The sequence below is a fragment of the Pseudomonas sp. D4002 genome (assembly GCF_013385665.1).
Lineage (GTDB): Bacteria > Pseudomonadota > Gammaproteobacteria > Pseudomonadales > Pseudomonadaceae > Aquipseudomonas.
Window position 1 is genome coordinate 393,385 of sequence record NZ_JACAPN010000012.1, and the last position, 24,001, is coordinate 417,385.

Annotated in this window: 22 protein-coding genes; 9 read left to right on the forward strand and 13 right to left on the reverse strand. The window is 61.7% G+C overall.

Annotated features, from left to right (window positions below; all coding sequences use genetic code 11):
* Positions 1–8 precede the first annotated feature (8 nt).
* Both HX824_RS06790 and yfcF read right to left on the reverse strand, forming a co-directional pair.
* A complete protein-coding gene (locus tag HX824_RS06790) occupies positions 9–740 on the reverse strand; it encodes a GntR family transcriptional regulator (protein ID WP_003210205.1) in 732 nt (243 codons plus the stop codon).
* 33 nt (positions 741–773) lie between these two features.
* Positions 774–1,406, reverse strand: a complete 633-nt coding sequence (gene yfcF / locus HX824_RS06795) for a glutathione transferase (RefSeq protein ID WP_177054354.1) — start codon at positions 1,404–1,406, stop codon at positions 774–776.
* 171 nt (positions 1,407–1,577) lie between these two features.
* Here yfcF and HX824_RS06800 point away from each other — a divergent pair, with 171 nt between their 5' ends.
* Positions 1,578–3,008: a hypothetical protein gene (locus HX824_RS06800; protein WP_177054355.1), complete on the forward strand. Its 1,431-nt coding sequence runs from the start codon at positions 1,578–1,580 to the stop codon at positions 3,006–3,008.
* Here HX824_RS06800 and HX824_RS06805 read toward each other — a convergent pair.
* Complete coding sequence (locus HX824_RS06805) at positions 3,005–3,529, reverse strand: DUF924 family protein (protein ID WP_177054379.1); 525 nt, start codon at positions 3,527–3,529, stop codon at positions 3,005–3,007. The genes HX824_RS06800 and HX824_RS06805 overlap by 4 nt on opposite strands.
* A 127-nt stretch (positions 3,530–3,656) precedes the next feature.
* Here HX824_RS06805 and HX824_RS06810 point away from each other — a divergent pair, with 127 nt between their 5' ends.
* Complete coding sequence (locus HX824_RS06810; RefSeq protein ID WP_087692446.1) at positions 3,657–4,715, forward strand: HoxN/HupN/NixA family nickel/cobalt transporter; 1,059 nt, start codon at positions 3,657–3,659, stop codon at positions 4,713–4,715.
* A 187-nt stretch (positions 4,716–4,902) separates the two neighbouring features.
* Here HX824_RS06810 and HX824_RS06815 read toward each other — a convergent pair whose 3' ends face one another.
* From HX824_RS06815 to HX824_RS06835, 5 genes are all read right to left on the reverse strand, one after another.
* On the reverse strand, positions 4,903–7,344 hold the full coding sequence (locus tag HX824_RS06815; RefSeq protein WP_177054356.1) for a TonB-dependent receptor: 2,442 nt from the start codon (positions 7,342–7,344) through the stop codon (positions 4,903–4,905).
* An 88-nt stretch (positions 7,345–7,432) separates the two neighbouring features.
* On the reverse strand, positions 7,433–8,380 hold the full coding sequence (locus HX824_RS06820) for a FecR domain-containing protein (RefSeq protein ID WP_177054357.1): 948 nt from the start codon (positions 8,378–8,380) through the stop codon (positions 7,433–7,435).
* Positions 8,377–8,874: a sigma-70 family RNA polymerase sigma factor gene (locus HX824_RS06825; protein ID WP_102606001.1), complete on the reverse strand. Its 498-nt coding sequence runs from the start codon at positions 8,872–8,874 to the stop codon at positions 8,377–8,379. The genes HX824_RS06820 and HX824_RS06825 overlap by 4 nt, the downstream gene beginning before the upstream one ends.
* Before the next feature lie 247 nt (positions 8,875–9,121).
* Entirely contained in the window at positions 9,122–11,410 is a 2,289-nt protein-coding gene (metE, locus tag HX824_RS06830) for a 5-methyltetrahydropteroyltriglutamate--homocysteine S-methyltransferase (RefSeq protein WP_177054358.1), read from the reverse strand.
* A gap of 388 nt (positions 11,411–11,798) precedes the next feature.
* Positions 11,799–12,644: a LysR family transcriptional regulator gene (locus tag HX824_RS06835; RefSeq protein ID WP_003210222.1), complete on the reverse strand. Its 846-nt coding sequence runs from the start codon at positions 12,642–12,644 to the stop codon at positions 11,799–11,801.
* A gap of 207 nt (positions 12,645–12,851) precedes the next feature.
* Here HX824_RS06835 and HX824_RS06840 point away from each other — a divergent pair, with 207 nt between their 5' ends.
* Positions 12,852–13,325 carry a GNAT family N-acetyltransferase gene (locus tag HX824_RS06840; RefSeq protein WP_177054359.1) on the forward strand — a complete coding sequence of 158 codons (474 nt, stop codon included), beginning with the start codon at positions 12,852–12,854 and terminating at the stop codon, positions 13,323–13,325.
* Between the two features lie 218 nt (positions 13,326–13,543).
* Here the strand turns inward: HX824_RS06840 and HX824_RS06845 are convergent, their stop codons facing one another.
* Positions 13,544–14,206: a DUF2268 domain-containing putative Zn-dependent protease gene (locus tag HX824_RS06845; RefSeq protein ID WP_177054360.1), complete on the reverse strand. Its 663-nt coding sequence runs from the start codon at positions 14,204–14,206 to the stop codon at positions 13,544–13,546.
* Between the two features lie 184 nt (positions 14,207–14,390).
* Here HX824_RS06845 and HX824_RS06850 point away from each other — a divergent pair, with 184 nt between their 5' ends.
* Positions 14,391–15,488 carry a carboxynorspermidine decarboxylase gene (locus HX824_RS06850; protein ID WP_003211413.1) on the forward strand — a complete coding sequence of 366 codons (1,098 nt, stop codon included), beginning with the start codon at positions 14,391–14,393 and terminating at the stop codon, positions 15,486–15,488.
* A gap of 29 nt (positions 15,489–15,517) precedes the next feature.
* Positions 15,518–16,762, forward strand: coding sequence for a saccharopine dehydrogenase family protein (locus HX824_RS06855; protein ID WP_003211412.1), 1,245 nt, complete (start codon positions 15,518–15,520; stop codon positions 16,760–16,762).
* Positions 16,763–16,975: 213 nt separating this feature from the next.
* Here HX824_RS06855 and HX824_RS06860 read toward each other — a convergent pair whose 3' ends face one another.
* Positions 16,976–17,755 carry an IclR family transcriptional regulator gene (locus HX824_RS06860; RefSeq protein WP_177054361.1) on the reverse strand — a complete coding sequence of 260 codons (780 nt, stop codon included), beginning with the start codon at positions 17,753–17,755 and terminating at the stop codon, positions 16,976–16,978.
* A 215-nt stretch (positions 17,756–17,970) separates the two neighbouring features.
* On the opposite strand from HX824_RS06860, the gene HX824_RS06865 reads away from it, so the two are divergent.
* Genes HX824_RS06865 through HX824_RS06880 form a run of 4 tightly spaced genes read left to right on the forward strand, consistent with a single transcriptional unit; the run spans position 17,971 to position 21,429 of the window.
* Positions 17,971–18,753 carry an ABC transporter substrate-binding protein gene (locus HX824_RS06865; protein ID WP_177054362.1) on the forward strand — a complete coding sequence of 261 codons (783 nt, stop codon included), beginning with the start codon at positions 17,971–17,973 and terminating at the stop codon, positions 18,751–18,753.
* Positions 18,750–19,418: an ectoine/hydroxyectoine ABC transporter permease subunit EhuD gene (gene ehuD / locus HX824_RS06870; RefSeq protein ID WP_008435412.1), complete on the forward strand. Its 669-nt coding sequence runs from the start codon at positions 18,750–18,752 to the stop codon at positions 19,416–19,418. Before HX824_RS06865 ends, ehuD begins: the two co-directional genes overlap by 4 nt.
* Complete coding sequence (locus tag HX824_RS06875; protein ID WP_008435413.1) at positions 19,415–20,167, forward strand: amino acid ABC transporter ATP-binding protein; 753 nt, start codon at positions 19,415–19,417, stop codon at positions 20,165–20,167. The genes ehuD and HX824_RS06875 overlap by 4 nt, the downstream gene beginning before the upstream one ends.
* Positions 20,164–21,429 carry an FAD-binding oxidoreductase gene (locus HX824_RS06880; RefSeq protein ID WP_008435415.1) on the forward strand — a complete coding sequence of 422 codons (1,266 nt, stop codon included), beginning with the start codon at positions 20,164–20,166 and terminating at the stop codon, positions 21,427–21,429. Before HX824_RS06875 ends, HX824_RS06880 begins: the two co-directional genes overlap by 4 nt.
* A gap of 62 nt (positions 21,430–21,491) precedes the next feature.
* On the opposite strand, the gene HX824_RS06885 is transcribed toward HX824_RS06880, so the two are convergent.
* The 3 genes from HX824_RS06885 to HX824_RS06895 form a co-directional block, all read right to left on the reverse strand.
* The gene (locus HX824_RS06885; RefSeq protein WP_087694233.1) at positions 21,492–22,178 is read right to left on the reverse strand and encodes a M24 family metallopeptidase; all 687 of its coding nucleotides are present in this window, start codon (positions 22,176–22,178) and stop codon (positions 21,492–21,494) included.
* A 193-nt stretch (positions 22,179–22,371) separates the two neighbouring features.
* On the reverse strand, positions 22,372–23,280 hold the full coding sequence (gene glsB, locus HX824_RS06890) for a glutaminase B (RefSeq protein WP_003211397.1): 909 nt from the start codon (positions 23,278–23,280) through the stop codon (positions 22,372–22,374).
* 187 nt (positions 23,281–23,467) lie between these two features.
* Positions 23,468–23,953, reverse strand: a complete 486-nt coding sequence (locus tag HX824_RS06895; RefSeq protein ID WP_003211394.1) for a DUF2199 domain-containing protein — start codon at positions 23,951–23,953, stop codon at positions 23,468–23,470.
* Positions 23,954–24,001: the final 48 nt, after the last annotated feature.

Below are 24,001 nucleotides of genomic sequence, written 5' to 3' on the forward strand. Positions count from 1 at the left end.
CCTCAAGCTCAGCGTATATCCACGCGATAACGGAAATGTTCGGCGTGGCCACGGCCGCGTCGCAACTCCAGGGGTTGGCCGGCGTAATCCCGGGCCAGCCGCTCGATCACCATCACCGGGCTGCCCACCGGCACCTGCAACCAGCGGGCCCACACGTCATCGATGGACTCGGCGGTGAGGGCTTCCTCGGCAGAAGCGACTACTTGCCCGCAGACTTCTTCGTAAGTGGGGTACAACAGCAATCCCTGCCGGGTCAGATCCACGTCCAGCAGCGCCTGGAACCGCTCGCGCGGCAGCCAGATTTCCTCGGCCAGCACTGGCCCGGTGTCCAGCACGTGTACCCGCACGATGCAGATTACCGGCGCATCCGCTGCCAGCCCCAGCACCTCGCTCACCGACAACGGCGCCTTCACCGGCTTGACCGACAGGATCCGGCTCTGCGGCAGCTGGCATTCACCGCCCGGGCCCTGGAAGCGGAAACACCGGAACAACGACGATTGAAACTTCGGGCGGCGCACAAACGTACCACGGCCCTGCTGGCGCTCCAGAATGCCCTCGCCCACCAATGCCTCGATCGCTTTACGCACGGTGCCGGTAGACAGCTGGTACTGGGTGGACAACACCGCTTCAGGGGGAATAGCCGCACCGGCACGCCAGTGATTATTGGCAATCTGCTCAATCAGATGATCCCGAAAACGCTGGTACAACGGCAGGCGGGAGTCACTCGACAGTATATTCATGGATCAGGATTCACTTAGTAATTAAGGAGGTGACTACAGCGACGGTCGTGCCTGCTTGACCCATTCCTGGACCGAAGGCCGTTGCCATTGGTGCTGGGCATACGCCACCAGGTTGGCGGGCACGCTGTCACCGTTGAGGATCAGCCGGTTGAGCATCACGGCCAAGTCCACGTCGGCAATCGACCACGCGCCGAACAGGTAGTCGCGGCCGTCGGCCAACAGCGCCTGCGCCGCGTTGATCAGCGTGTGGGCCGCTGCTTCAGCAACCGGCGACAGCGGTTCGCCCTTGAGCCCGTAAAACACCACCAGGGTCGAGCGTTCCTGCCGAATCGGCATCAAGTCACTGCGCAACCACGCCTGCACCTGCCGCGCCCTCGCCCGCTGGCGGGGTTCGGCCGGGTACACCGGCACCTGCGGGAACACATCCTCCAGGTACTCGGTAATCGCCGACGACTCGGACAGCGCAAACTCACCCTGCACCAGGCTCGGTACGCGCCCGGTCAGCGACAAGTGCGTGTACGCGTCAGTCTGGTTCTCGGCCGTATCGAGGTTCAACGTGAGCAGTTCAAATTCAAGGCCCTTTTCCCGCAGGGTCACAAACGCCGACATCGCGTAGGGACTGGTGAAATGGGCATCAACGTACAGGCTCAGCGGGCGATGGTTCACGGCGACATCTCCTTGGTGGGAGCACCACACTACGAGATCGCGCCGCGCAAATGAAATGCGCGGTTTTTATGGGGGCATTCCTGGCTGGAATACCATCGATAATGGCAATACTATGGCCCCTTGAACCCCACCCGTAACGCCCCGTAAAGCGGATCAAGGAACGATCACTAGATGAAACAAGCGGTTGTCGTCATCCACGGAATCGGCGAGCAGCGCCCGATGGATACCCTGCGTGGCTTCGTCGAAGCGGCGATCCCGGCGGACACCCCCGAGGCGACGCCTTTCTACTGGAGCAAACCCGACCGGTTTTCGCGCAACTTCGATTTGCGCGTATTGAAGTCGGCGGGTCGCAACACCACCGATTTCTACGAGTACTACTGGGCCCACAAGATGCAGGGCACCAAGGTCGGGCACCTGCTCAGTTGGCTATGGGACATTTTCAAGCGCCCGCGCCGGGATATCCCGACGGCCATCGTGCCGATCTGGCGCGCCACGCGCTGGGCCTTGCTGGCCCTGCTCCTGCTGCTGGTCAGCGGAACCCTGGCGACGCTGTATGGCCGATTCCCCCACAGCGACAACCCCTTCGCCCTGATCCCGGTGCTGCTGGCGGTGATCGGCCTGGCCCTGAAGTACTCGGCACTGTCATACCTTGGCGATGCCGCCCGCTACCTGAGCCCCAACCCGCAGAACGTGGTGGTGCGCGAACAGATCCGCGCCGATGGCGTCGACCTGCTGCGCGCCCTGCATGACAAGGGTGATTACGACCGCATCATCGTCGTCGGCCACAGTTTGGGCAGCGTGATTGCCTACGACATCGTCGGCTACCTGTGGCACGAGCATCACGATCAGTTACGCCCCGGCGGCCCGGAACTCGCCGCCCGCTACGCCAACCACGAGCGACTGCAACCGGTGGTCCAGGACACCCTGCCAAAGGCTGGAAACGCCCTCGACGGCCGCCTGCAAAGCCTCCTCAGGTTCCGCGAACAGCAAGCCGAAGCCTTTATCGAACAACGCAACCTCGGCAACCCGTGGCGCATCACCGACCTCGTCACCCTCGGCAGCCCGATGGCCCACGCCAGCCTGTTGTTGGGCCGCAGCGTGAGCGACTTCAAGCGCCGCATCGAACGCCGCGAAGCCCCCGCCTGCCCGCCGACGCTCGACGATAAGGGCTACGGCTACAGCGGCCGGCTGCCCGTCACCGTGGGCGGTCGCCCATTTTCACCCCTGTATTTGCACCATGCCGCGGCCTTCGCCGTGACCCGTTGGACCAACCTCTACTTCCCCGCGCCCCTGGGCCTGTTTGGCGACATCGTCGGCGGCCCGGTCAGCCCGGTGATGGGCCCCGGCGTACTGGACCTGCCGGTCAGCGTGGGCAAATGGAAAGGCTGGCTCGCCAGGTCCTGGCTCAGCCACACCCATTACTGGAGCGAACGCGGCGGCGCCAAGGGCTACCTGAATAAACTGACCACCGATGACGCTGCAATTACCCAAGGCGAACGTCCGTCGGCGACTGAAGCGTTGCGCTGGGCGATTGATCTCAAGGGTGTGCGGCGTTTTCGCCAGGCGGGCGTCAGAGACTTAGTGGCTGAACCCGAGGCCTAGCCCGAAAAGCCACCGTCCTCCAGGAACGCCCGCTCCTCCTCTGTCGTGACCCTGGCCAACACCTCATTACGATGAGGAAAGCGCCCGAACCGCTCGATGATGCGGGCGTGCTCCTTGGCCCAGCGGTAGGTATTGGCATCAAGGTCCTTGTTCAGGGCCACCGACAGCTGTTGATCCCCGGGATCTTCAGAATGCTCGAAGGGCAAATAACAAAACGCCCGCAACGGGGTTTCGATCGACTTGTCCATCCCCGCCTCGACCATCTGCCGCGCGTACAAACGCGCCAGCGGGTCGGTGGCGAACATATGCGCCGTGCCACGGAAGGTATTGCGCGGGAACTGGTCCAGCAGTAACAGCAACGCCAGCGCGCCTTCCGGCGTTTGCATCCAGCTCTCCAGTTCGCACCGGGCCGCCTGCAAATGCGTAGTGTAGAAAGCCTCGCGAAAACGCCGGTCAAACCCTTCATCCTTGGCAAACCAGAGCTTGGGCCCCGCCTGTTTCCAGAACTCAGTAACCGCCATTGCTGCATTTTCGATCGTCGTCACAATCCTCTCCTCACTCACTCCACAAATTTCATCATCACTCTAAACAAAATCTATAAAGTTTCGGAACGTGTCTGAATGTTTCCAATGCACACAGGTAGTGTTGATGATCCTACGCCTTGCCCAGATTTTCAGTGACTCCAGCACCCAGGTTCGCGCCAAGCTGTTTGGCATCTACGGGTTGTTGATCGGCATTAACGTCGTCGCCTGGATCTGGGCGCTGGTGGCGTTCCATGAGCACCCGGTGCTGCTCGGCACCGCGCTCCTGGCCTACGGTTTCGGGCTGCGGCATGCGGTGGATGCCGACCATATCGCCGCCATCGACAACGTGACCCGCAAGCTGATGCAGGAAAAGAAACGTCCGGTGGCGGTGGGCTTCTTTTTCTCCCTGGGACATTCTTCGGTGGTGGTCCTGGCATCCATTGGCGTCGCGTTTGCGGCCTCGGTGATGCAGGCGCGGTTTGAAGGGTTCAAGGCCATCGGCGGGGTGATCGGCACGTCGGTCTCGGCCTCGTTCCTGCTGGTCATCGCCTTGATGAACCTGGTGATCCTGCACGCGATCTACAAGGCCTGGCGCCATGTGCGCCAGGGCGGTGCGTATGTGGAGGACGACTTCGACCTGCTGCTGGCGGACCGGGGTTTCATGGCGCGGATTTTCCGCCCGGTGTTTCGCCTGATCAGCCGCAGCTGGCACATGTACCCGTTGGGTTTCCTGTTCGGCCTGGGCTTTGATACGGCCACCGAGATCGGCCTGTTGGGGATTTCTGCGACCCAGGCCTCTCAAGGGCTGTCGCCGTGGGCGATCATGGTGTTCCCGCTGCTGTTCAGCGCCGGCATGTCCCTGGTGGACACCCTCGACGGTCATCTGATGCTGGGGGCATACGGCTGGGCGTACATGAAACCGATCCGCAAGATCTACTACAACATGACCATCACCCTGGTATCGGTGGTGGTTGCGGTGGTGATCGGCAGTATCGAGGCGTTGGGGTTGATGGGTGACCAGTTGGACCTGAAGGGATCGTTCTGGAGTTTTATCGGCTCGCTGAACGACAGTTTCGGGATGCTGGGCTACATGATCATCGGTATCTTCGTGGCCAGTTGGGCGATCTCGGTGATGCTGTATCGCCTCAAGGGCTTTGACCGGATTGAAGTGAACGCGGGTTGACCGAGGGACATTCAGCCTTGTTGTGGCGAGGGAGCTTGCTCCCGCTGGGTCGCGAAGCGGCCCCAATAAGGCAATCGAGAGCCACCTGAAAGAACACCGTGTCCTTTTTTTGGGGCAGCTTCGCAGCCCAGCGGGAGCAAGCTCCCTCGCCACGGGTTGTTCATTCACCCGATAGGTTTTCCCAGGCTCAGAAATCCACCGTCGCCGACAATTTCACTGTCCGCGGCTCACCCTGGGTCAGGTAGTTATTGGCCGTCGACGCCGACGACCAGTACGCCTTGTTCGCTACGTTTTCGACGTTGGCGCGCAGGGTGATGTATTTGTCATCCGCTTTGAAGCCATAACGCGCTCCCAGGTCGACGCGGGTCCAGGCCGGGATGCTCAGGCTGTTGGCGGCGTTGACGTATTCGCCACCGGTGCGCAGCATCCGTGCGCTGACCGCCGCACCCTGGATGCCCGGCACATCCCAATCCGCACCGACGTTGTACTGGAAGCGCGGCACACCCGCGGCGCGGTTGCCGTCGGTGGCGCCGTTGGAAGTGCTCTTCTGTTCGGTGTCCATCCAGGTGGCACCGGCCAGCAGGCGCAGGCCGTCGATGGGTTCGCCGAACACGTTGAGTTCCACGCCTTTGTTGATCTGTTCACCGTCGACAGTGAAGGTGTCGAACTTCTGGCCCGGGAACCGGGTGGTCGCGTTGTTCGGCTGTTCGATGCGGTACACACCCAGCGTGGCGCCATAGTTTTCCCAGTCCAGCTTCACCCCGGCTTCCGTCTGCTTGCTGCGCTTGGGCGGGAAGACTTCGCCGGGGTTGGTCACGTTCGTGAGTGGCGCCGTCGGGCCCTGGGCCAGGCCTTCGATACGGTTGGCGTAGAACGATACGTGCTCCCATGGCTTGATCACCAGGCCATAGACCGGTGTGGTGATGGACTCGGAGTACGGTGTACCCCGTGCCCCCGTGGCCGTGTTCCAACTGTCCACCTCGATGGTCTGGCGCCGCACGCCCAGGGTCAACAGCACCCGATCATCCAAAAAGCCCAGGGTGTCGGACACCGCCGCACTCTTGATGCGGTTCTTGCCGACAACCCGCGGGTCGTGAATATCACTGCCGAAATAGGTGTTGGTAGGTCGCGGCGTTTGCGTCGGGTCGTACAGGTTGCCGGGCTGGCGGTTGGCTTGCAGGATCGCCTCGTAGGACGAGCGCTGCTCGCCCCAGATCCCCGACAGCCCGAAGTTCATCTGATGGGTCACCGGCCCCGTCGCAAAGTGCCCGTTCAAGCCGGCCATGGCGCTTTTGTTGTCTTCGTCATGGGGTGAATAGAGGAAGCCCACCTTGGCGCTGCCATCGTTGGCGACATACAGCGACGAATACTGGCCGTTCTCCCGAGTGTGCTTGGCGCCACCTGCCGCGTAGACCGTCCAGTTATCGTTCAAGTCATATTCGGCGTTGACCATGCCGTAGGTGTCTTCCAGCTGCGACCAGCTCCAGTCCTGGGCGTAGTTGTTCTTGGCCGACGGCGGGCTGGGCACTTTGGTGCCGGTCAGGTAGACCACCGAGCGGCCGTTATTGATGCGTTCTTTCTGGTAGCCAAAATCGGTGGAGACCCGCAAGCGATCGCCGCGATAATCCAGGGCAACGGCGATCAACTGCGAACTTTTGTTTTCGTCATCCACGGCGGTTTCGCCGCCGTGCCGCGCCAGGTTGACCCGGGCGCCAAAGCGGTTGTCTTCGCCAAAGCGTTGGCCGAGGTCGATGTGGCCGCCGGCCTGGCTGTCGCTGGCGTAATCGAGGGTGACGCTGCGGGTGGGCGTGTCTTCAGCGCGCTTGGGCACCAGGTTGACGCTGCCGCCGATCCCGCTGCCCGAGGGCGACACGCCGTTGACGAAGGCATTCGGGCCCTTGAACAACTCCACCCGTTCCAGGGCTTCGGTAGTGATGATCTGCCGGGGCAGCACGCCGTACAGGCCATTGAATGCGATGTCATCGGTGCTCAGCGGCAGCCCGCGAATGGTGAACACCTGGGAGAAGTTGCCAAACCCGGACGACTGGCGCACCGACGCGTCGTTGAGCAATACGTCGCCGACGGTTCGCGCTTGTTGGTCGGCGATGGTTTTCGAGGTGTAGCTGACCACGCTGAATGGCACGTCGTTGATGGACCGATTGCCTAACACGCCCAGGCGTGCAGAACGTGCCACCTGGCCACCGGCATACGTGTCTGCCTGCGCCCCGCTCGCTTCACCGCTGACGGTGGTGGTGCCCAACTCCAACGCACCGCCGCTGGCCTGGGGCACCACGGTATAACCGTTGGTGCCGGTGCCTTGCAGGGTGTAGCCGCTGCCTTGCAGTAACTGAGCAAAACCCGATTGTGCACTGTAGCTGCCTTGCAGCCCCGGGCTTTGTTGATCGTTGAGCAACGTGGAATCGAACGACAACGGCACCCCGGACAACGCCGCAAACTGCGCCAGCACATTCCCCAGCGGCCCCGCCGCGATGTTATAGCTGCGCGCCGCACTGCTTGGCGCAGCATCTTCTGCCTGGGCGTTCTGCAGCGGTGCGACGGCGGCAAGGGCGACCGCCAGGCTCAGTGCCTTCAACGGACGGGGGCAGTACGGGAGCGGTCTGGCGGTCATGGGCATTCCTGTCGGCGCGGAGCAATGTTGAGGGTTCTCCCCTACACCGGGCGACAACGAAAAAGGTATCAGCGAAAGTTGAAAAAGATCAGCGCGGCTCGACCGTCACCCAATACCCCGTCAGGCTGCTGACCTTGACCGGCAAGGTTTCCTGCAACAGGTGCAGGCTGGCATCGGTGTCGCGCAGGGGAAACGCACCCGACACCGTGAGGTCGGCAACCGAGACATGGCAGCGCAATACGCCGGCGCGATAACGCCCCAGCTCATCCAGCAGGTCCGCCAGGCGCATATGCTGGGCCAGCAGCATGCCGTTCTCCCAGGTCAGGGTGCTGACGTCCAGCGGCTCGACGGCGGCTACCCGGTCAACACTGAAGGCGCCCTGCTCGCCCGCCTTGACGATCACCCCCTGGCCGGCATGCACCGCCAGCAACTCCACCGCGCCTTCGGTCACGGCCACTCGGCTTGCCTGCTCACCCACTCGCACGCTGAATCGGGTGCCCAAGGCCCTGGCGGTACCGTGGCGGGTCTGGACGATGAACGGGCGATGGGCCGAATCCTTGGCGGTGGTGATCAGCACTTCGCCCTTGAGCAGCTCGATACGCCGCACCTGCTCGGAGAACGCGATATTCAGCGAGCTGCCGGTGTTGATCAGCAAGCGTGTGCCGTCGGGCAAGGTGAGGTTCCTTTGTTCGCCGATGGCCGTGTGCTGGTCGGCGGTCCACTGCTGCCACGGCACCTGCCGATACGCCAGCCAGGCCGCCGGGCCGGCCGCCAGCAACAACCCGAGCGCCTGGCGTCGGCCGAGGGATTTTTTGCGCCCGATGCGCTTCAAGGTATCGCCGGCAATCGCCGCCGGCACGCTGTTGAAGTCCCCCAGAATAGCCTGCGCCCGTTGCCAGGCCTGGGCATGCTGGGCGCTGCGGCCCTGCCACTGGGCGATGGCGCGGCGGTCCTCATCGGTGGCGCTGCCGGACTGCAACTGCACCATCCAGTCGGCGGCTTCACCGAGGATCAGCGGATCAATCGACTGGCTCATGCCACGCTCAGGCAGGCCAGGAAGGCATCGCGCATGTAGCGTTTGACCGAAATCAGCGACACACCCAGGGCATCGGCGATCTGCTGATAGGTCAGGCCGTCGATCTGCGACATCAGGAAGGCCTGGCGGGTTTTTTCCGGCAGATCCCGCAGCATCGCCTCAATGCGGTACAGCGCTTCGAGGATCAGCCAGCGGGTTTCCGGCGAAGGTACGTGCTGTTCGGGCAGGTGGGCGATGGTTTCCAGGTAGGCGCGTTCCACTTCCTGGCGCCGCCAGCTGTCGATCATCAGGCCCTTGGCGATATGGGTCAGCAATGCCCGTGGCTCGGCGCCCAGGTTGCCGGTGGTTTGCCGGGTCAGCAGGCGCATGAACGTGTCATGGGCCAGGTCGGCGGCATCGCTGGCGTTGCCCAGCTTGCGGTCCAGCCAACGGTGCAACCATCCATGGTGTTCGCAGTACAGGTCCTGGATATGCAGATTGAGGGGAGACGACATGCCGATCACCGGGGCGCGCCGGGCGGTGGGGCCCAAGCGTAATTAAGAATTGATCGCATTCTAGTCTGCGCGGGGTAATGCTGGCAATTTCATGATTTTGATAACGCCGGTGACCCAATGTGGGAGAGGGCTTGCTCGCGAATGCGGTGGGTCAGTCGACATCTCCAGCGGCTGATACTCCGTATTCGCGAGCAAGCCCGCTCCCACATTTTTGATCTTCACCCGGCGTGTAATTCCGGGTGTTGGATCAGGCCAGTTCGGCCCGTAGTTGACGCGCCGCAGTCACCATGTGAATCAGCGCCGCTTCGGTCTCCGGCCAGCCACGGGTTTTCAAGCCGCAATCCGGGTTGACCCACAGGCGTTCGGCCGGGATGCGTTTGGCTGCCTTGCGCAGCAGGTTGGCCATTTCCGAGGCATCCGGCACCCGTGGCGAGTGGATGTCATACACACCTGGGCCAATGTCGTTCGGGTAAGCGAAGGCTTCGAATGCCTCCAGCAGTTCCATGTCCGAGCGCGAGGTTTCGATGGTGATCACGTCGGCATCCATCGCCGCGATGGACTCGATCACATCGTTGAACTCGCTGTAGCACATGTGGGTGTGAATCTGGGTTTCGTCACGCACACCGGAGGCGCACAGGCGGAAGACTTCGGTGGCCCAGTCCAGGTATTCCTTCCACTGCGCCCGGCGCAACGGCAAGCCTTCGCGGAACGCGGCTTCGTCGATCTGCACGATCTTGATCCCGGCGGCTTCCAGGTCCACCACTTCGTCACGAATCGCCAGGGCGAGTTGCCGCGCCTGTTCTTCGCGGCTCACGTCTTCACGGGGGAACGACCACATCAGCATGGTCACCGGGCCGGTCAGCATGCCCTTCATCACCTTGTTGGTGAGGCCCTGGGCGTAGCGGATCCACTCCACGGTCATGGCTTTCGGACGACTCAGGTCACCGAAAATCACCGCCGGTTTCACACAACGGGAACCGTAGCTCTGCACCCAGCCGAAGCGGGTAAATACATAACCGTCCAACTGTTCGGCGAAATATTCGACCATGTCGTTACGCTCGGCTTCACCATGCACCAGCACGTCCAGGCCAAGGTTTTCCTGCACTTCGACAGCGTGGCGGATCTCGCTGTGCATGGCTTCGACGTATTCGGCTTCGCTCAACTTGCCGGCCTTGTAGGACTGGCGAGCCAGGCGGATCGAAGCGGTTTGCGGGAATGAACCGATGGTGGTGGTCGGAAACAGCGGCAGGTTCAGGCCGGCACGCTGTTTCTCGATACGTTGGGCAAACAGCGAGTCACGCTGGCTGTCCTTGGCGGTGATCGCCGCCACACGGGCTTGCACCGCCGGCTTGTGGATACGCGGCGAAGCGGCACGGGCCGCCTGCACGGCACGGCTTTCGGCCAGGGCAGCGATCACGTTCGGCGCTTCAGGCTGGTTCACGGCCTGGGCCAGCACCGCCACTTCTTCGCACTTCTGTACGGCAAACGCCAGCCAGCTTTTCAGCTCGGCATCCAGCTTGTCTTCCCGGCCCAAGTCCACCGGGCTGTGCAGCAGCGAGCAGGATGGCGCCACCCACAGGCGATCCCCCAGGCGCTCATGAGCATGCTGCAAGGTGGCCAGGGCTTTTTCCAGGTCGCAGCGCCATACGTTACGGCCGTTGACCACGCCCAGGGACAGCACCTTATAAGCCGGCAGACGATCGAGGATGGTCGGGTACTGATCCGGTGCACGCACCAGGTCGATGTGCAGGCCGTCCACCGGCAGGTTGGCTGCCAGGCCGAGGTTCTCTTCCAGGCCGCCAAAATAGGTGGCCACCAGCTTCTTCAGCGGGTCGCGCTGGATCAGGTTATAGGCACGCTCGAAGGCGTTTTTCCAATCCTGCGGCAGGTCCAGCACCAGGATCGGCTCGTCGATCTGCACCCACTCCACGCCCAGGTCCGCCAGGCGCTGGAAGATCTGGCCGTAAAGCGGCAGCAGGCGGTCCAGCAGGTCGAGTTTGTCGAAATCACCACCCTTGGCCTTGCCCAGCCACAGGTAGGTCAGCGGGCCGATGACCACCGGCTTGACGGTGTGGCCGAGGTCGCGGGCTTCCTTGACCTCTTCGAACAGTTGCTCCCAACCCAGCTGGAATTGCTGGTCGGCGCTGAATTCAGGGACCAGATAGTGATAATTGGTGTCGAACCACTTGGTCATTTCCTGGGCGTGGGCACCGCCGCAGCAGTTGTCACTGACGCCACGGGCCATACCGAACAGGGTGTGCAGGGTGGCTTTGCCGTCGGCCGGGCGGAAACGCTCGGGGATCACACCGAACATCAGCGAGTGAGTCAGTACCTGGTCGTACCAGGCGAAGTCACCGGCGGGCAACAGTTCGATGCCGGCTTTCTTTTGCAGGTCCCAGTGCGTCTTGCGCAGTTCACGACCTACGGCGTGCAGGCCGGCTTCGTCGAGCTCGCCCTTCCAAAACGCTTCCTGCGCTTTTTTCAGTTCACGATCGCGACCAATGCGCGGGAATCCAAGGGAATGGGCAACAGCCATGACGTAAAGCTCCAATGTGTTTGTATGGGAGCCATTGTCGGGATCGAGTAATAGTGAGACAAACTCATTTTATTTGAGATGATCACAAGTTCCACTCATGATGAAATGCACCGCCCAGGCCTGAGTGATCGCGCGGCGCTCACGCTCCATGCGCGCGGGAGTGGGTGGGCCTTGGTTTTGCTTATCACTGAAATAGCTGGCAGCGTCTGTTTCGGTGCCCGGCCGCTCAGCATACTTTTGCTTCCCAAGCCCCAAGGAAGCCCTCACATGGAACAGCAGCCGCCACTGACCACCCTCCTCGTTCACTTCGTAGCCCTTGGGCTCACACTCCTCGGCATCGGCAGCCTGGCGCTGCTGATGGCCTGGGCCGGGCGTCTGATTTTCTAGTTCAATCGGCGGGAATATCGGCGCTCAACGTGCGGATCAACGCTTGCGCCTGAGAGTCCCGCTGCGCCGTATACAGCACCACTTCACGACTGGGCAGCGGCGGCAGGTCGAAACGCTGCTCCACGTCGACGCAGCCACTGGGCGCCATTCGCCCAACCATCGCGCCGATGCCAATCCCCGCCACCACAGCAGCGCCGATCGCCAGGATCCCGCTGCCCACGAACGCCTCTTCCCAGGCACGGTTCTGCTCGGCCAGCGCCGCCATCACCATGCTGCGCATGCCGCAGGGTTCCGGCTGGATCGCCAGGGGCAACGCCCCGCCCTGGCGCAATTCGAAGTCGTGGGAAGCCATCCAGCCAAAGCGTTCGATGCCCACCACTTCGCCGTCCTGGCGACGGTTGTCGTGCCGCAGGATCATCGCCACATCCAGCTTGCCCTGCTCGTAGTTCATCAACATATCCCGCGAGGTGCCGAGGCTGAACGCCACGATCACGTCCGGGTCGGTGGTCGCCAAACGTCGCAGCCACAGGCTGAGATCGGCGCCGACAATGTGGTGGCTGACGCCCACGCGCAAGGTGCGTTTCTGCGGGCCAAAACAATTCATCGCATCCTGGTAGTTGTCCAGCAAGCGGCGGGCGCTGGCCAAAAACATCTGGCCATGGGCCGACAGCGTGACCCGTCGCGGCGTGCGTTCCAGCAGCTTGCGGCCAAGGCTTTCTTCGAGGCGTTTTATCTTCAGGCTGATAGCCGCCTGGGTGCCGCCGATAGCATCGGCAGCGCGGGTAAAGCTCTTGAGTTCGGCGACCAGGACGAACGCCTGGATGGCGTCGATATCGGGCATTTTCATGGATGGGCTGGCGATAGAGAGTCAAGACGTGACGTTAGCATGCCGCGCCTGCTGACCAAACCACTGCATGATCAGTTCACAGCCTGGGTGTGAGGCCGCCGGCGATTGCACGGTTGGCCACTCGGTGGTGGACCAAGTTGAAGACCAATACGTGATACCAGGAGAGCGTTATAGTCGCTGCATCGAATAGGGAATTGAGTCAATACAGTGGATAGGTCAACGGACGGTTTGTCGATACGCACCCTCTCGGCGTTGCCCGAAGAGATCCTGGTATTGGAAGCAGAAGCCGTCGCCGAAGGGTTCAGGTTTCTCACGCGACTCGTTGCAGAGTGGCACAGCGGCGCCAACCGTTTTGACCAGCCAGGCGAATGTCTTTTGGGTGTATTCAGCAACGGGCAGTTGATCGCCGTTGGCGGTTTGTCCCATGACCCTTACGCCGGTCCGGAGGTTGGCAGGCTGCGCCGGGTATACGTCGCACGGGCATCAAGGGGACGCCAGGTGGGCAAAGCGTTGGTGGGCCAGCTTTTGGCACGCGCGGCGCAATCCTTCCATGTCGTGCGCCTGTCTACCGACACCCACGAGGGCGCAAGCTTTTATCTGCGCTGCGGGTTTGAGCCGGTACAGGATGAACATGCAACCCACGCTAAATCATTAATTGATCAGGAGGCTTCATGCAGGTGATCAACGACAACCGGCCTGAATACGTTCGGGGGAGATGACGGTTTAATGTCAGTGTGGGGGCGTTTTTGTCATGTGGGAGCTGTCGAGCTTTAGCGAGGCTGCGATAGCGGTGTGTCAGGCAGCTTATTTATCGGCTGTGCCGCCGCCTTCGCAGCCTCGCTGAGGCTCGACAGCTCCCACAGGGGATAGGGGTTGTTTGGTGGGCTTGTGTTTCAAAGTCAGGCCACCAAACCCGCTTTGGCGGCGTTGGCGAGTATGTCTTGGGCGGGTACATTGACCCATGTGGCGGCGTCCACCTCGCCCTGTTTTGCCAGCCAGGCCTCCACCATCTGGTAGCCCAGCGTGTACCCCAGCCATCTTGGCCGCGCGCCGGTACCAAAGAACCATTCACTGTGATCGTAATACGTGGCGTCTAGAAGCTGGCGGTCTACCGGGGCACTCAGCAGTTCCTGGGGGGCAAGCGCCCGCTCCCACAACTCCGGCTCACTGCCCAGCACCTGCCGCACAAACTGCCCGGCCAGGCCCTCACTGACCATCGCCTCCCCCAGCGTCCAGCCATAACCGGGGCCCGCCATGCGCAGGCAATGGTGCACCTCATGCACCACGTGTCGACGCAATGCACCGCTTCGCAGGCTGGTGAGGAAATTCGGGTTATCGGGATCAAGGGTCATGCTGAACATCGTGCTGCGATAAGCACGGCCCACCAGGCCGAGTTCCGGAAGGGTCTCCCCCGGCAACCGCTGGATCAGAATGTCCAGCCGCGGCGGCGGCAGCAGTTGCGCGATTGCCTCGTAGGCGACCTCAAACTCTCGGATCAGCTGCGGGCGAAACTGCGCCAGGCTCCCCGAAGCTTCCAGCCAATGCAGCGTCCATGCGTCCATTCTCACCTCTCGTCGCCCAAGCCGTGGTCCGTTATCAAAGCGGCTCATCATACCTACGGCCTGTCATATTCACAGGCCAGCTTATAACCGGGCCAGCAAATTCCGCTGACTAACCTTTCGATCTGTCCCAAGTGCGGGCACAATGCGTGTCCTTTTTTGGCAGGCACCGCCGCAGGCTCTGAAAATGATCAAAACGCCGTACTACCTCATCGACAAACAGAAGCTTCTGGTCAACATGCAGAAGATCGCCTACGTGCGCGAACAGTCCGGCGCCAAGGCTCTTCTGGCCCTCAAATGCTTCGCCACCTGGTCGGTGTTCGACCTGATGCAGGAATACATGGACGGCACCACCTCGTCGTCGCTGTACGAGCTCAAGCTGGGTCGCCAGAAGTTCGAAGGTGAAGCCCACGCCTACAGCGTGGCCTGGGCCGACGATGAAATCGAAGAGATGCTCGACAACTGCGACAAGATCATCTTCAACTCCATCAGCCAGCTGCAGCGCTTTGCCGAGCGCAGCGAAGGCAAGACCCGCGGCCTGCGCGTCAACCCGCAAGTGAGCAGCTCCGACTACCTGCTGGCCGACCCGGCGCGCCCGTTCAGCCGCCTGGGCGAGTGGGACCCGGTGAAGATCGAAGGTGTGATCGAGCAAATCTCCGGTTTCATGTTCCACAACAACTGCGAGAACGGTGATTTCAACCTGTTCGACCAGATGCTCAACACCATCGAAGAACGCTTCGGCGCGCTGCTGCACAAGGTCAACTGGGTCAGCCTCGGCGGCGGCATCCACTTCACCGGTGAAGGCTATGCCATCGACGCCTTCTGCCAGCGCCTCAAGGCGTTCTCGCAGAAGTACGACGTGCAGGTGTACCTGGAACCCGGCGAAGCGGCGATCACCAACAGCGCCTCCCTGGAAGTGACCGTGCTCGACACCCTCTACAACGGCAAGAACCTCGCCGTGGTAGACAGCTCCATCGAAGCCCACCTGCTGGACCTGCTGATCTATCGCCTCAACGCCAAGCTGGCGCCAAGCAATGGCGAACACACCTACATGGTGTGCGGCAAGTCGTGCCTGGCCGGGGACATCTTCGGTGAGTACCAATTTGATCAGCCGCTGGCCATCGGCGATCGACTGTCGTTCATCGACACGGCAGGCTACACCATGGTCAAGAAAAACTGGTTCAACGGCCTGAAAATGCCGTCCATCGTAGTGAAACAACTCGACGGTACAGTCGAAGTGGTTCGTGAATTTGGTTACGACGACTACCTGTCCAGCCTTTCGTAAAGCGGACAGATAAAGGAGAGATAAAGCAATTGAAAAAGAACGTTCTTATCATTGGTGCAGGAGGTGTCGCCAAGGTGGTGGCCCACAAGTGCGCGCAGCACAACGACGAACTCGGTCGTATTGCTATCGCGTCGCGCAACATCTCCAAATGCCAGGCCATCATCGACAGCGTCAAGGCCAAGGGTAGCCTCAAGGTACCCGCCGACATCCAGGCCTTCGCGCTGAACGCTTTGGACGTGGAAGCGACCAAGGCACTGATCCGCGAGACTGAATCGCAGATCGTCATCAACGTCGGTTCCGCGTTCCTCAACATGTCGGTATTGCGTGCCTGCATCGACACCGGCGTGGCGTACCTCGACACCGCCATCCACGAAGAGCCGGGCAAGGTCTGCGAGACCCCGCCGTGGTACGGCAACTACGAATGGAACCACCTGGAAGAGTGCAAACAGAAGAACATCACGGCCATCCTTGGCGTGGGCTTCGACCCGGGTGTGGTCAACGCTTATGCAGCGCTGGCGCAACAAAAGCATTTCGACCGCATTGATTCGATCGACATTCTCGACGTCAATGCCGGCTCCCATGGCAAATATTTCGCCACCAATTTCGACCCGGAAATCAACTTCCGCGAATTCACCGGACAGGTGTGGAGCTGGCAGAACAGCCAGTGGACCAGCAACACCATGTTCGAAGTCAAACGCACCGACGACCTGCCTGTGGTCGGTTCGCAGAACCTGTACCTGACCGGCCACGATGAAGTGCACTCGCTGTCGAAAAACCTCGACGTGCCCAATGTGCGTTTCTGGATGAGCTTCGGCGAACACTACATCAACGTGTTCACCGTGCTGAAAAACCTCGGCCTGCTCTCCGAAAAACCGGTCACCACCGCCGAAGGCCTGGAAGTCGTGCCGCTGAAACTGGTCAAGGCCGTGCTGCCCGACCCGTCGTCGCTGGCGCCTGGCTACACCGGCAAGACCTGCATCGGCGACCTGGTCAAGGGCACCAAGGATGGCCAGCCACGCGAGCTGTTCATCTACAACGTGGCCTGCCACGAAGAAGCCTTCGCCGAGACCGACAGCCAGGGCATTTCCTACACCGCCGGCGTACCGCCGGTAGCCGCAGCGCTGCTGGTTGCCCGTGGCGAGTGGGACGTGAAGCACATGGCCAACGTCGAGGAACTGCCGGCTGAGCCGTTCCTGAAGGCGCTGGACGTGATGGGCTTGCCGACTCGGATCAAAGACGAGAACGGTGACCGTGCCTGGGATGCGATTGCCTGACAGGCGATAGTTGACCGAACAAAAAAATGCGCCCTCAGGGGCGCATTTTTTGTTGGGGCTCACATAAATATCAAAGAACAATGAAGATCAAAATGTGGGAGCGGGCTTGCTCGCGAATGCGGTGTGCCAGTCACTGCATCTGGCGACTGATACACCGCATTCGCGAGCAAGCCCGCTCCCACATTTTGGATTTGCTGTGTTCTTGAGAGCGGGTTACTCCAGGTTACGCGCCGAATTGCTCAACGCCCTTGAGCACTGCAACAACGCCGGCGCCAACTGCTTCTCTGCATCCGCCCGGCTCCAGCGACTGGTCGGCGCCACCACATGCACCGCCGCCACTGGCCGGCCATTCGCCCCCAGCACCGGCGCGCCGATGGTCATGTCCCCCAGAAACAGTTCCTGGCCATTCACCGCATAACCCTGCTCGCGCACCTGCTGCAACGACGCCATGATCCTGTCGACCTCAGTCAACGTCTGGCTGGTATGCGCCACCCGCTGGCTGTGCTCGATCAACGCCAGCGCCTCATCCTGCGGCAACGCACTCAGATACGCCCGCCCCGACGCCGTGCAATACATCGGCACCCGCGAGCCAATCGGCATGTGTACCGGCACGAAGCCGGAGCTGACAAACCGCGCGATATACGTCATGTCGTAACCCGCAGGCTCGGTCAGGCACGAGGTTTCTCCCGTCAGGCGGGTCAATTCCGAGAGGAACGGGTTAGCCACTTCAATCAGCGAATGCGCATCCAGATAACTGAAGCCCAACTCCAGCACCCGTGGTGTGAGTTGGTAATGACGGGTGCGCGAGTGTTTCCGAAGGTAACCCAGGCTCTCGAGGGTAAACACCATGCGCTGGGCCGAGCTTTTGGTCATGCCGGCAGCCTCGGCCACCTCTGCAAGGCTCATGCTGCGGCGCTGGGCGCTGAATGCCTTGAGCACCGACAGGCCCTTTTCCAGGGATTGGTTGTGCAAGCTGTTGCGTTCTTCGGACATGGCGAACTCGCGGTCAGGTCGATCAAGCGTGGCGATATTTCTACACGAAATCGCGAAATTCGACTACTAAAAATCGCATACCGATACGAATGGTTCATTTTGTTCAATTTCCATAGCGTAAAACAATTTTATTTAATCGAAATGGCACAGAGCTTGCGGTTTGCTCGGTAACCGCTCGCGGTACTGACGATCCGTTTTCCTTCTGGAGTAACCCGATGAACAGTCTTTCGCCCTTGTTTCGCCGCCTCGCCTTCGGTCTTTGCGCCACCTTTTGCGTGGCCACCGTGCACGCCGCCGGTGCAGCCTCGTACAAAGTCGGTGCAACGGCTAGCGGTTCGCCGTTCACCTTCCTCGATATCAAGAGCAACAGCATCCAGGGCGTGATGGTCGACGTCGCCAACGCAGTGGGCAAGGCCGGTGGTTTCACCAGCGAAATCGAGCAGACCAACTTTGCCGCGCTGATCCCGTCCCTCACCTCGGGCAAGCTCGACTTCATCGCCGCCGGCATGCTCAAGACCCCGGAGCGTGCCCAGGTGGTGGACTTCAGCGCGCCGGTGTACGCCTACGGTGAAGGGCTGATCGTGAGTGCCGACGACAACGCGACCTATACCGACCTCAGCTCCTTGAAGGACCAGGTAGTGGGCGTACAAGCCGGCACGATCTTCTACGACATGCTCAACAAGCTGGGGATCTTCAAGGAAATCCGCACCTACGACTCCATCGGCGAAATGGTCCGCGACCTGAGCCTGGGCCGCATCAAGGCCGCCGTGGGTGACCAGCCGGTGGTGGCGTACCAGATCCGCCAGAAGCTGTTCAAGAGCGTGAAGCTCGCCGCCGACTACAAGCCGGTGAACGTCGGCGAGGTGTGCCTGGTGGTGCGCAAAGGCGACAGCGAAACCCTCGAACGCCTGAACCAGGCCATCGCCAGCATCAAGGCCGACGGCACCCTGGACGCGATCCTGAAGAAGTGGGGGCTTGATGCCCGGGTGCAGCCATGAACCCGGCTGAATTCCTGCAAAACGCCCAGGACTTCCTGCCGATCCTGCTGCAAGGCGCCTGGGTGACGATCCAGATCACCGTGCTGTCGTTCCTGCTCAGCAGCGCGATCGGCCTGGTGCTGGCGCTGCTCAAGCTGTCGCCGATCAAGGCGCTGTCGTGGGCGGCGAGCACCGTGATCAATGTGATTCGCGGCCTGCCGATCATCGTGCAGCTGTTCTACATCTACTTCGTGTTGCCGGACATGGGCGTGCACCTCAGTGCATTCCAGGCGGGTGTGATCGGCATGGGCATCGCCTACTCGGCGTATCAGGCGGAGAACTTCCGTACCGGCATCATCGCCGTCGAACAGGGCCAGCGTGAAGCCGCCGAAGCCCTGGGCATGCGCTCGGTGCTGATGATGCGCCGGGTGATCCTGCCCCAGGCGTTTCGCATCGCCTTGCCGCCCTACGGCAACACCCTGGTGATGATGCTCAAGGACTCATCGCTGGTGTCGACCATCACCGTGGCCGAGATGACGCGCCAGGGCCAACTGATCGCCTCGTCCACCTTCCAGAACATGACCGTCTACACCCTGGTCGCCCTGCTCTACCTGCTGATGAGCCTGCCGCTGGTGTATGGCCTGCGCCGCATGGAACAGCACCTGGGCCGGAGGAAAAAAGCATGATCGAGATTCGCCAACTGCAAAAGCACTACGGCACCCATCGCGTGCTGCACGGCGTCGACCTGGACGTGGCCAAGGGCGAAGTGGTGTGCCTGATCGGCCCGTCCGGCTCGGGCAAATCCACCTTGCTGCGCTGCATCAACGCCCTGGAAGCCTACGATGGCGGCACCATCAACGTGTTCGGCGAAACCGTGCAACGTGGCAGCAAGACCGTACACGCCCTGCGCAGCCGCATGGGCATGGTGTTCCAGCGCTTCAACCTGTTCCCCCATCGCACCGTGCTGGAAAACGTGATGGAAGGCCCGGTGTACGTCAAGGGCGAACCGCTGCAACAGGCCCGGGAAGAAGCCTTGGCGCTGCTGGATAAAGTCGGCCTGTCGGCCAAGGCCGATGCCTACCCGGAACAACTCTCCGGCGGCCAGCAACAGCGGGTGGCCATCGCCCGCGCACTGGCGATGAAACCCGACGCCATGCTGTTCGACGAACCCACTTCGGCCCTCGACCCGGAACTGGTGGGCGATGTGCTGGAGGTGATGCGCACCCTCGCGGACGAAGGCATGACCATGATCGTGGTGACCCACGAAATGGGCTTTGCCCGGGAAGTGGCCGACCGCGTGTGCTTCCTGCACGGCGGCTACATCGTGGAAAGCGGGCCGGCCGAGCAGGTGCTGGGCAACCCGCAACAACCGCGCACCCAGGACTTCCTGCGCCGCGTGCTGCACCCGACGGCCAATACCCGGAGCCTGTCATGAAGTCACTCTGGGCCGCGACGGCGCCCGCTGCACCGCCGACACCCGCGCTGGCTGAGTCATTGAAGGTGGACGTGGCCATCGTCGGCGCCGGGTATACCGGTTTGTCCACGGCGCTGCACCTGGCGGAGCGCGGCGTCAGCGTGTGCGTGCTGGAGGCCAACGAACCTGGCTGGGGCGCGTCGGGGCGCAATGGCGGGCAGGTCAACCCGACACTCAAATACGACCCGGATCAACTGGTGCAGATGTACGGTGCCGAGCGCGCCGAGCCACTGATCAACACCGTGTCCAACTCGGCAGACCTGGTGTTCAACCTGATCGAGCGCCATGGCATTGACTGTGCGCCCACACGCAAGGGCTGGATGCAGGTTTCCTATTCCGAAAAAGGCGTGGCGGGCCTGCACGCCCGGGCCGAACAGTGGGCGCGTCGCGGGGTGCCGGTGCAGCGCCTGGATGCCGGCGCGGTGTCCGCCCGCATGGGCAGCCAGGCGTTTGCCGGTGGCTGGCTGGACGGTCGCGCGGGCGCCATCCAACCCTTGGCCTATGCTCGGGGCCTGGTGCGTGCAGCCCAGGCGGCGGGCGTGCGCATTCATGGGCAGAGCGCAGTGACCGCGATGCAACAGGCGGGCGCGGGCTGGAAGTTGCAGACCGCGAGCGGCGCGCAGGTGTCGGCCGGCCAGGTGGTACTGGCCACCAACGGCTACAGCGGCGACTTGTGGCCAGGCATGGCCCAGAGTGTGCTGGCGGCCAACAGTTTTATCGTCGCCACCCGGCCCTTGAGCGGGCCTGGGGCCGAGAGCATTTTGCCGGGGCAGGAAACCGTCTCAACCGCACAGCGCCTGTTGCTTTACTTTCGCAAGGATGCCCATGGCCGCCTGCTGATGGGCGGGCGCGGGTTGTTCGAAGATCCCACCGGGCCCACGGATTTTGCGCACCTGGAACGTTCGCTGGCACTGCTGTTTCCGCAGCTGGGCAAGCTGGACTTCGAGTACCGCTGGGCGGGCCGGATCGCGATCACCCGGGACTTTATGCCCCACGTCCACGAGCCCGCACCCGGCCTGACCCTGGCATTGGGCTGTAACGGACGCGGGATAGCCCTGTGCACCAGCCTCGGCCAGCAACTGGCCGGACGCCTGTGTGACAGCCGCTCCGACTTCGCTTACCCGGTAACGCCTTTGCAGCGGTTGCCACTGCATGGCTTGCAACGCTTCTACATCGGCGCGGGCGTGGCGTGGTACAGCCTGCTGGATCGCCTCTCCCTGTAGGAGCGAGCTTGCTCGCGAAAAAACCGAAGGCGCCGCGTGTCCTCAGGAGACCGGCGCCTTCGTCAAAGCTCGCAGACCTTTCCCTCATCACTGAAGAAATAGATATTTTCATGCTTGTAGCCCCAGCGACCGCCTCGCTCGCGAGCATGCGGCTCGAAGGTAAAGCACGTCACCTCCTCCAGGCGCCGATGATTGCCCGCCTCGATGTAGAGCCTTTGGTCACGCTGCTCGCAGATGCTGTGGCCGACGTTGCCGGCGAAATCGAGGTTCTCGAAACCCTCGGATGCGATCAGGTCATTGGCGAACGCGTGGAGATCGTTGAACGTGGTTTCAGGCCGGGCGAATGTGCGCATCATCGCGTGTAGCAGGTGCTCGACTTCATAACCCCTGCTGAACTCGGCCCCCACCGGCACCGCCCGGCACACGCCCTCCTCCACATAGAAAGAGCGGGCACAGTCGCCCCACACATTGCCTGCTCTCGGGCTCAAATCCACCGTGATCAGATTGTGTAAACCAACGGCTTCATCACTGGGCCGATAGTCGCGTCCCGACACCGAAAGCGCACTGCGCGAACCCAGCAATACGAAGGCCGGGCAGTCGTAATACCAGGTCTGCGGATAGCCGGAATCCGCGAGCATCTGCGTCGCCATTTCGGCGATGGAGGCTTCGGTGGACTGTGGCGTGATCCGCGTAACGAGCTGCTGCAGCACCGACTTGGCGGCGGCCTGGACCACGCGATTAGGCAACATGGATTGTCTCTGACTCATGAGGGATTGCGTCGATGGTAGCAGCACTCTCCTCGACAGGGAGACGCACTCGGATTTTAAGCTCGTTCCCACGCTCCGCGTGGGAATGCCTACGGTGACGCTCCGCGTCACAAAGGCAGACGCAGAGCGTCCAGGGCTGCGCTCCCACGCAGAGCGTGGGAGCGATCAAGTCTCTTCAAAAAACCGACCATCCGATCCGCTCGCTCAACAACTCCAACGCCTTCATCCCCGCCAGCGAATTGCCTGCCGCATTCAACTCCGGCGACCACACGCACACCGTAAACTGCCCCGGCACCACCGCGAGAATCCCGCCGCCTACCCCGCTCTTGCCCGGCAACCCGACGCGATACGCAAAATTCCCCGCCTCGTCGTACAGCCCGCTGGTGGCCATGATCGAGTTCACTTGCTTGGTCTGGCGCGCCGTCAGAATCTGCTCGCCGCTGTGGGTGCACACCCCCTCATTCGCCAGGAAGCAAAATGCCTTGGCCAGGTCCAGGCAGCTCATCTGCAATGCGCAATAGTTGAAGTAGCTGTGCAGCACTGCATCCACGTCATTGTGGAAGTTGCCGAAGGACTTCATCAGGTACGCCATGGCCGCATTGCGCGCACCGTGCTGGGCTTCGGATTCGGCCACCACGCTGTTGACCAGGATCTGCGGGTTGCCCGACAGCCGCCGCACAAAATCACGCATGGACAAAATCGGCACGGCAAAGCGCGATTGGTTGATGTCGCAGATCACCAGCGCACCGGCGTTGATAAACGGGTTGCGTGGCCGCCCGCGCTCGAACTCCAGCTGCACCATGGAGTTGAACGGCTGCCCCGAGGGTTCGTGGCCCAGGCGTTCCCAGATGCTCTCGCCGCCATGGTCGATGGCCTGCACCAGGCTGAATACCTTGGAGATGCTCTGTACGGAGAACAACGTGTGGGCATCGCCCGCGCAGTAGGACGAGCCGTCATTGCCATACACGGCAATGCCCAGTTGCTGGGCCGGCACGTCGGCGAGCGCGGGGATGTAGTCGGCGACCTTGCCGAGGCCGATCAGTGGACGGACTTCGTCGAGGATCGACTCCAACAGGGCCTGCATGTTGTGTTCTGGCATGGTTTGGAAAATAGTGATTGGCGGGCGCGGAGGATACCTGAAACCCAGGGGGTAGAAACGCGCAGGCGCGCACAACGAGGTCTTCGTTTATTCAGACTTTAACTGTTGGTCGATCCATGAAGAGTCGGGCATTCGGTCGCAGCGTTTCTTATGGTCTCTACTGGCAGTGGCGTCAACGTGTCCACACCACATATTCGTGTGCACGATGCGCCGTAATGCCTCGGCATTGCTCAAACGACAGCGGATGGTTACTCGCGATCAGCGTCACCTTTGGCCGGTTAGCCGGGTCAGTCAGGTTCAGCATGGCGGGGAGCCCACATGTTGCAGGCAGACCCGGGATGTCATTGGCAATCGTCACCGAAAACGGTGGTTCGCTTGATTGCTGCGGGTCATCCCAGAGTTCGTAAACCCGCTCAAAATCCAACTGCTCGATCCTGACCCAAATACCGATGTGAAAAACCTCCTCGCGACCCAGCACCGGCAATGGCAGCAACGCACGAATGAAAAATTGCTTACCGCCGATGATGGCCAGGTCATTGTTCTCCTGGACCCCACTCTCTCTGTCGTCTTGCGATAGCGCCATAACGGCATCAGGACGTCGAAACGCCAGCTCCATCTCGTCAATCCGGTGTTCTTCTTCGCACTGGTTGCACAGCAATTAGCGTCTCCTTCAAACGTTCTGGCCGCACAGTCGACTCGCTGCGCC

Bases quoted from the DNA above. Each gene is read 5' to 3' on its own strand.
- HX824_RS06790 (WP_003210205.1), bottom strand. From the start codon at position 740: ATGAATATACTGTCGAGTGACTCCCGCCTGCCGTTGTACCAGCGTTTT.
- HX824_RS06800 (WP_177054355.1), top strand. From the start codon at position 1,578: ATGAAACAAGCGGTTGTCGTCATCCACGGAATCGGCGAGCAGCGCCCG.
- HX824_RS06805 (WP_177054379.1), bottom strand. From the start codon at position 3,529: ATGGCGGTTACTGAGTTCTGGAAACAGGCGGGGCCCAAGCTCTGGTTT.
- HX824_RS06810 (WP_087692446.1), top strand. From the start codon at position 3,657: ATGATCCTACGCCTTGCCCAGATTTTCAGTGACTCCAGCACCCAGGTT.
- HX824_RS06815 (WP_177054356.1), bottom strand. From the start codon at position 7,344: ATGACCGCCAGACCGCTCCCGTACTGCCCCCGTCCGTTGAAGGCACTG.
- HX824_RS06820 (WP_177054357.1), bottom strand. From the start codon at position 8,380: ATGAGCCAGTCGATTGATCCGCTGATCCTCGGTGAAGCCGCCGACTGG.
- HX824_RS06825 (WP_102606001.1), bottom strand. From the start codon at position 8,874: ATGTCGTCTCCCCTCAATCTGCATATCCAGGACCTGTACTGCGAACAC.
- metE (WP_177054358.1), bottom strand. From the start codon at position 11,410: ATGGCTGTTGCCCATTCCCTTGGATTCCCGCGCATTGGTCGCGATCGT.
- HX824_RS06835 (WP_003210222.1), bottom strand. From the start codon at position 12,644: ATGAAAATGCCCGATATCGACGCCATCCAGGCGTTCGTCCTGGTCGCC.
- HX824_RS06845 (WP_177054360.1), bottom strand. From the start codon at position 14,206: ATGGACGCATGGACGCTGCATTGGCTGGAAGCTTCGGGGAGCCTGGCG.
- HX824_RS06850 (WP_003211413.1), top strand. From the start codon at position 14,391: ATGATCAAAACGCCGTACTACCTCATCGACAAACAGAAGCTTCTGGTC.
- HX824_RS06860 (WP_177054361.1), bottom strand. From the start codon at position 17,755: ATGTCCGAAGAACGCAACAGCTTGCACAACCAATCCCTGGAAAAGGGC.
- HX824_RS06865 (WP_177054362.1), top strand. From the start codon at position 17,971: ATGAACAGTCTTTCGCCCTTGTTTCGCCGCCTCGCCTTCGGTCTTTGC.
- ehuD (WP_008435412.1), top strand. From the start codon at position 18,750: ATGAACCCGGCTGAATTCCTGCAAAACGCCCAGGACTTCCTGCCGATC.
- HX824_RS06875 (WP_008435413.1), top strand. From the start codon at position 19,415: ATGATCGAGATTCGCCAACTGCAAAAGCACTACGGCACCCATCGCGTG.
- HX824_RS06880 (WP_008435415.1), top strand. From the start codon at position 20,164: ATGAAGTCACTCTGGGCCGCGACGGCGCCCGCTGCACCGCCGACACCC.
- HX824_RS06885 (WP_087694233.1), bottom strand. From the start codon at position 22,178: ATGTTGCCTAATCGCGTGGTCCAGGCCGCCGCCAAGTCGGTGCTGCAG.
- glsB (WP_003211397.1), bottom strand. From the start codon at position 23,280: ATGCAGGCCCTGTTGGAGTCGATCCTCGACGAAGTCCGTCCACTGATC.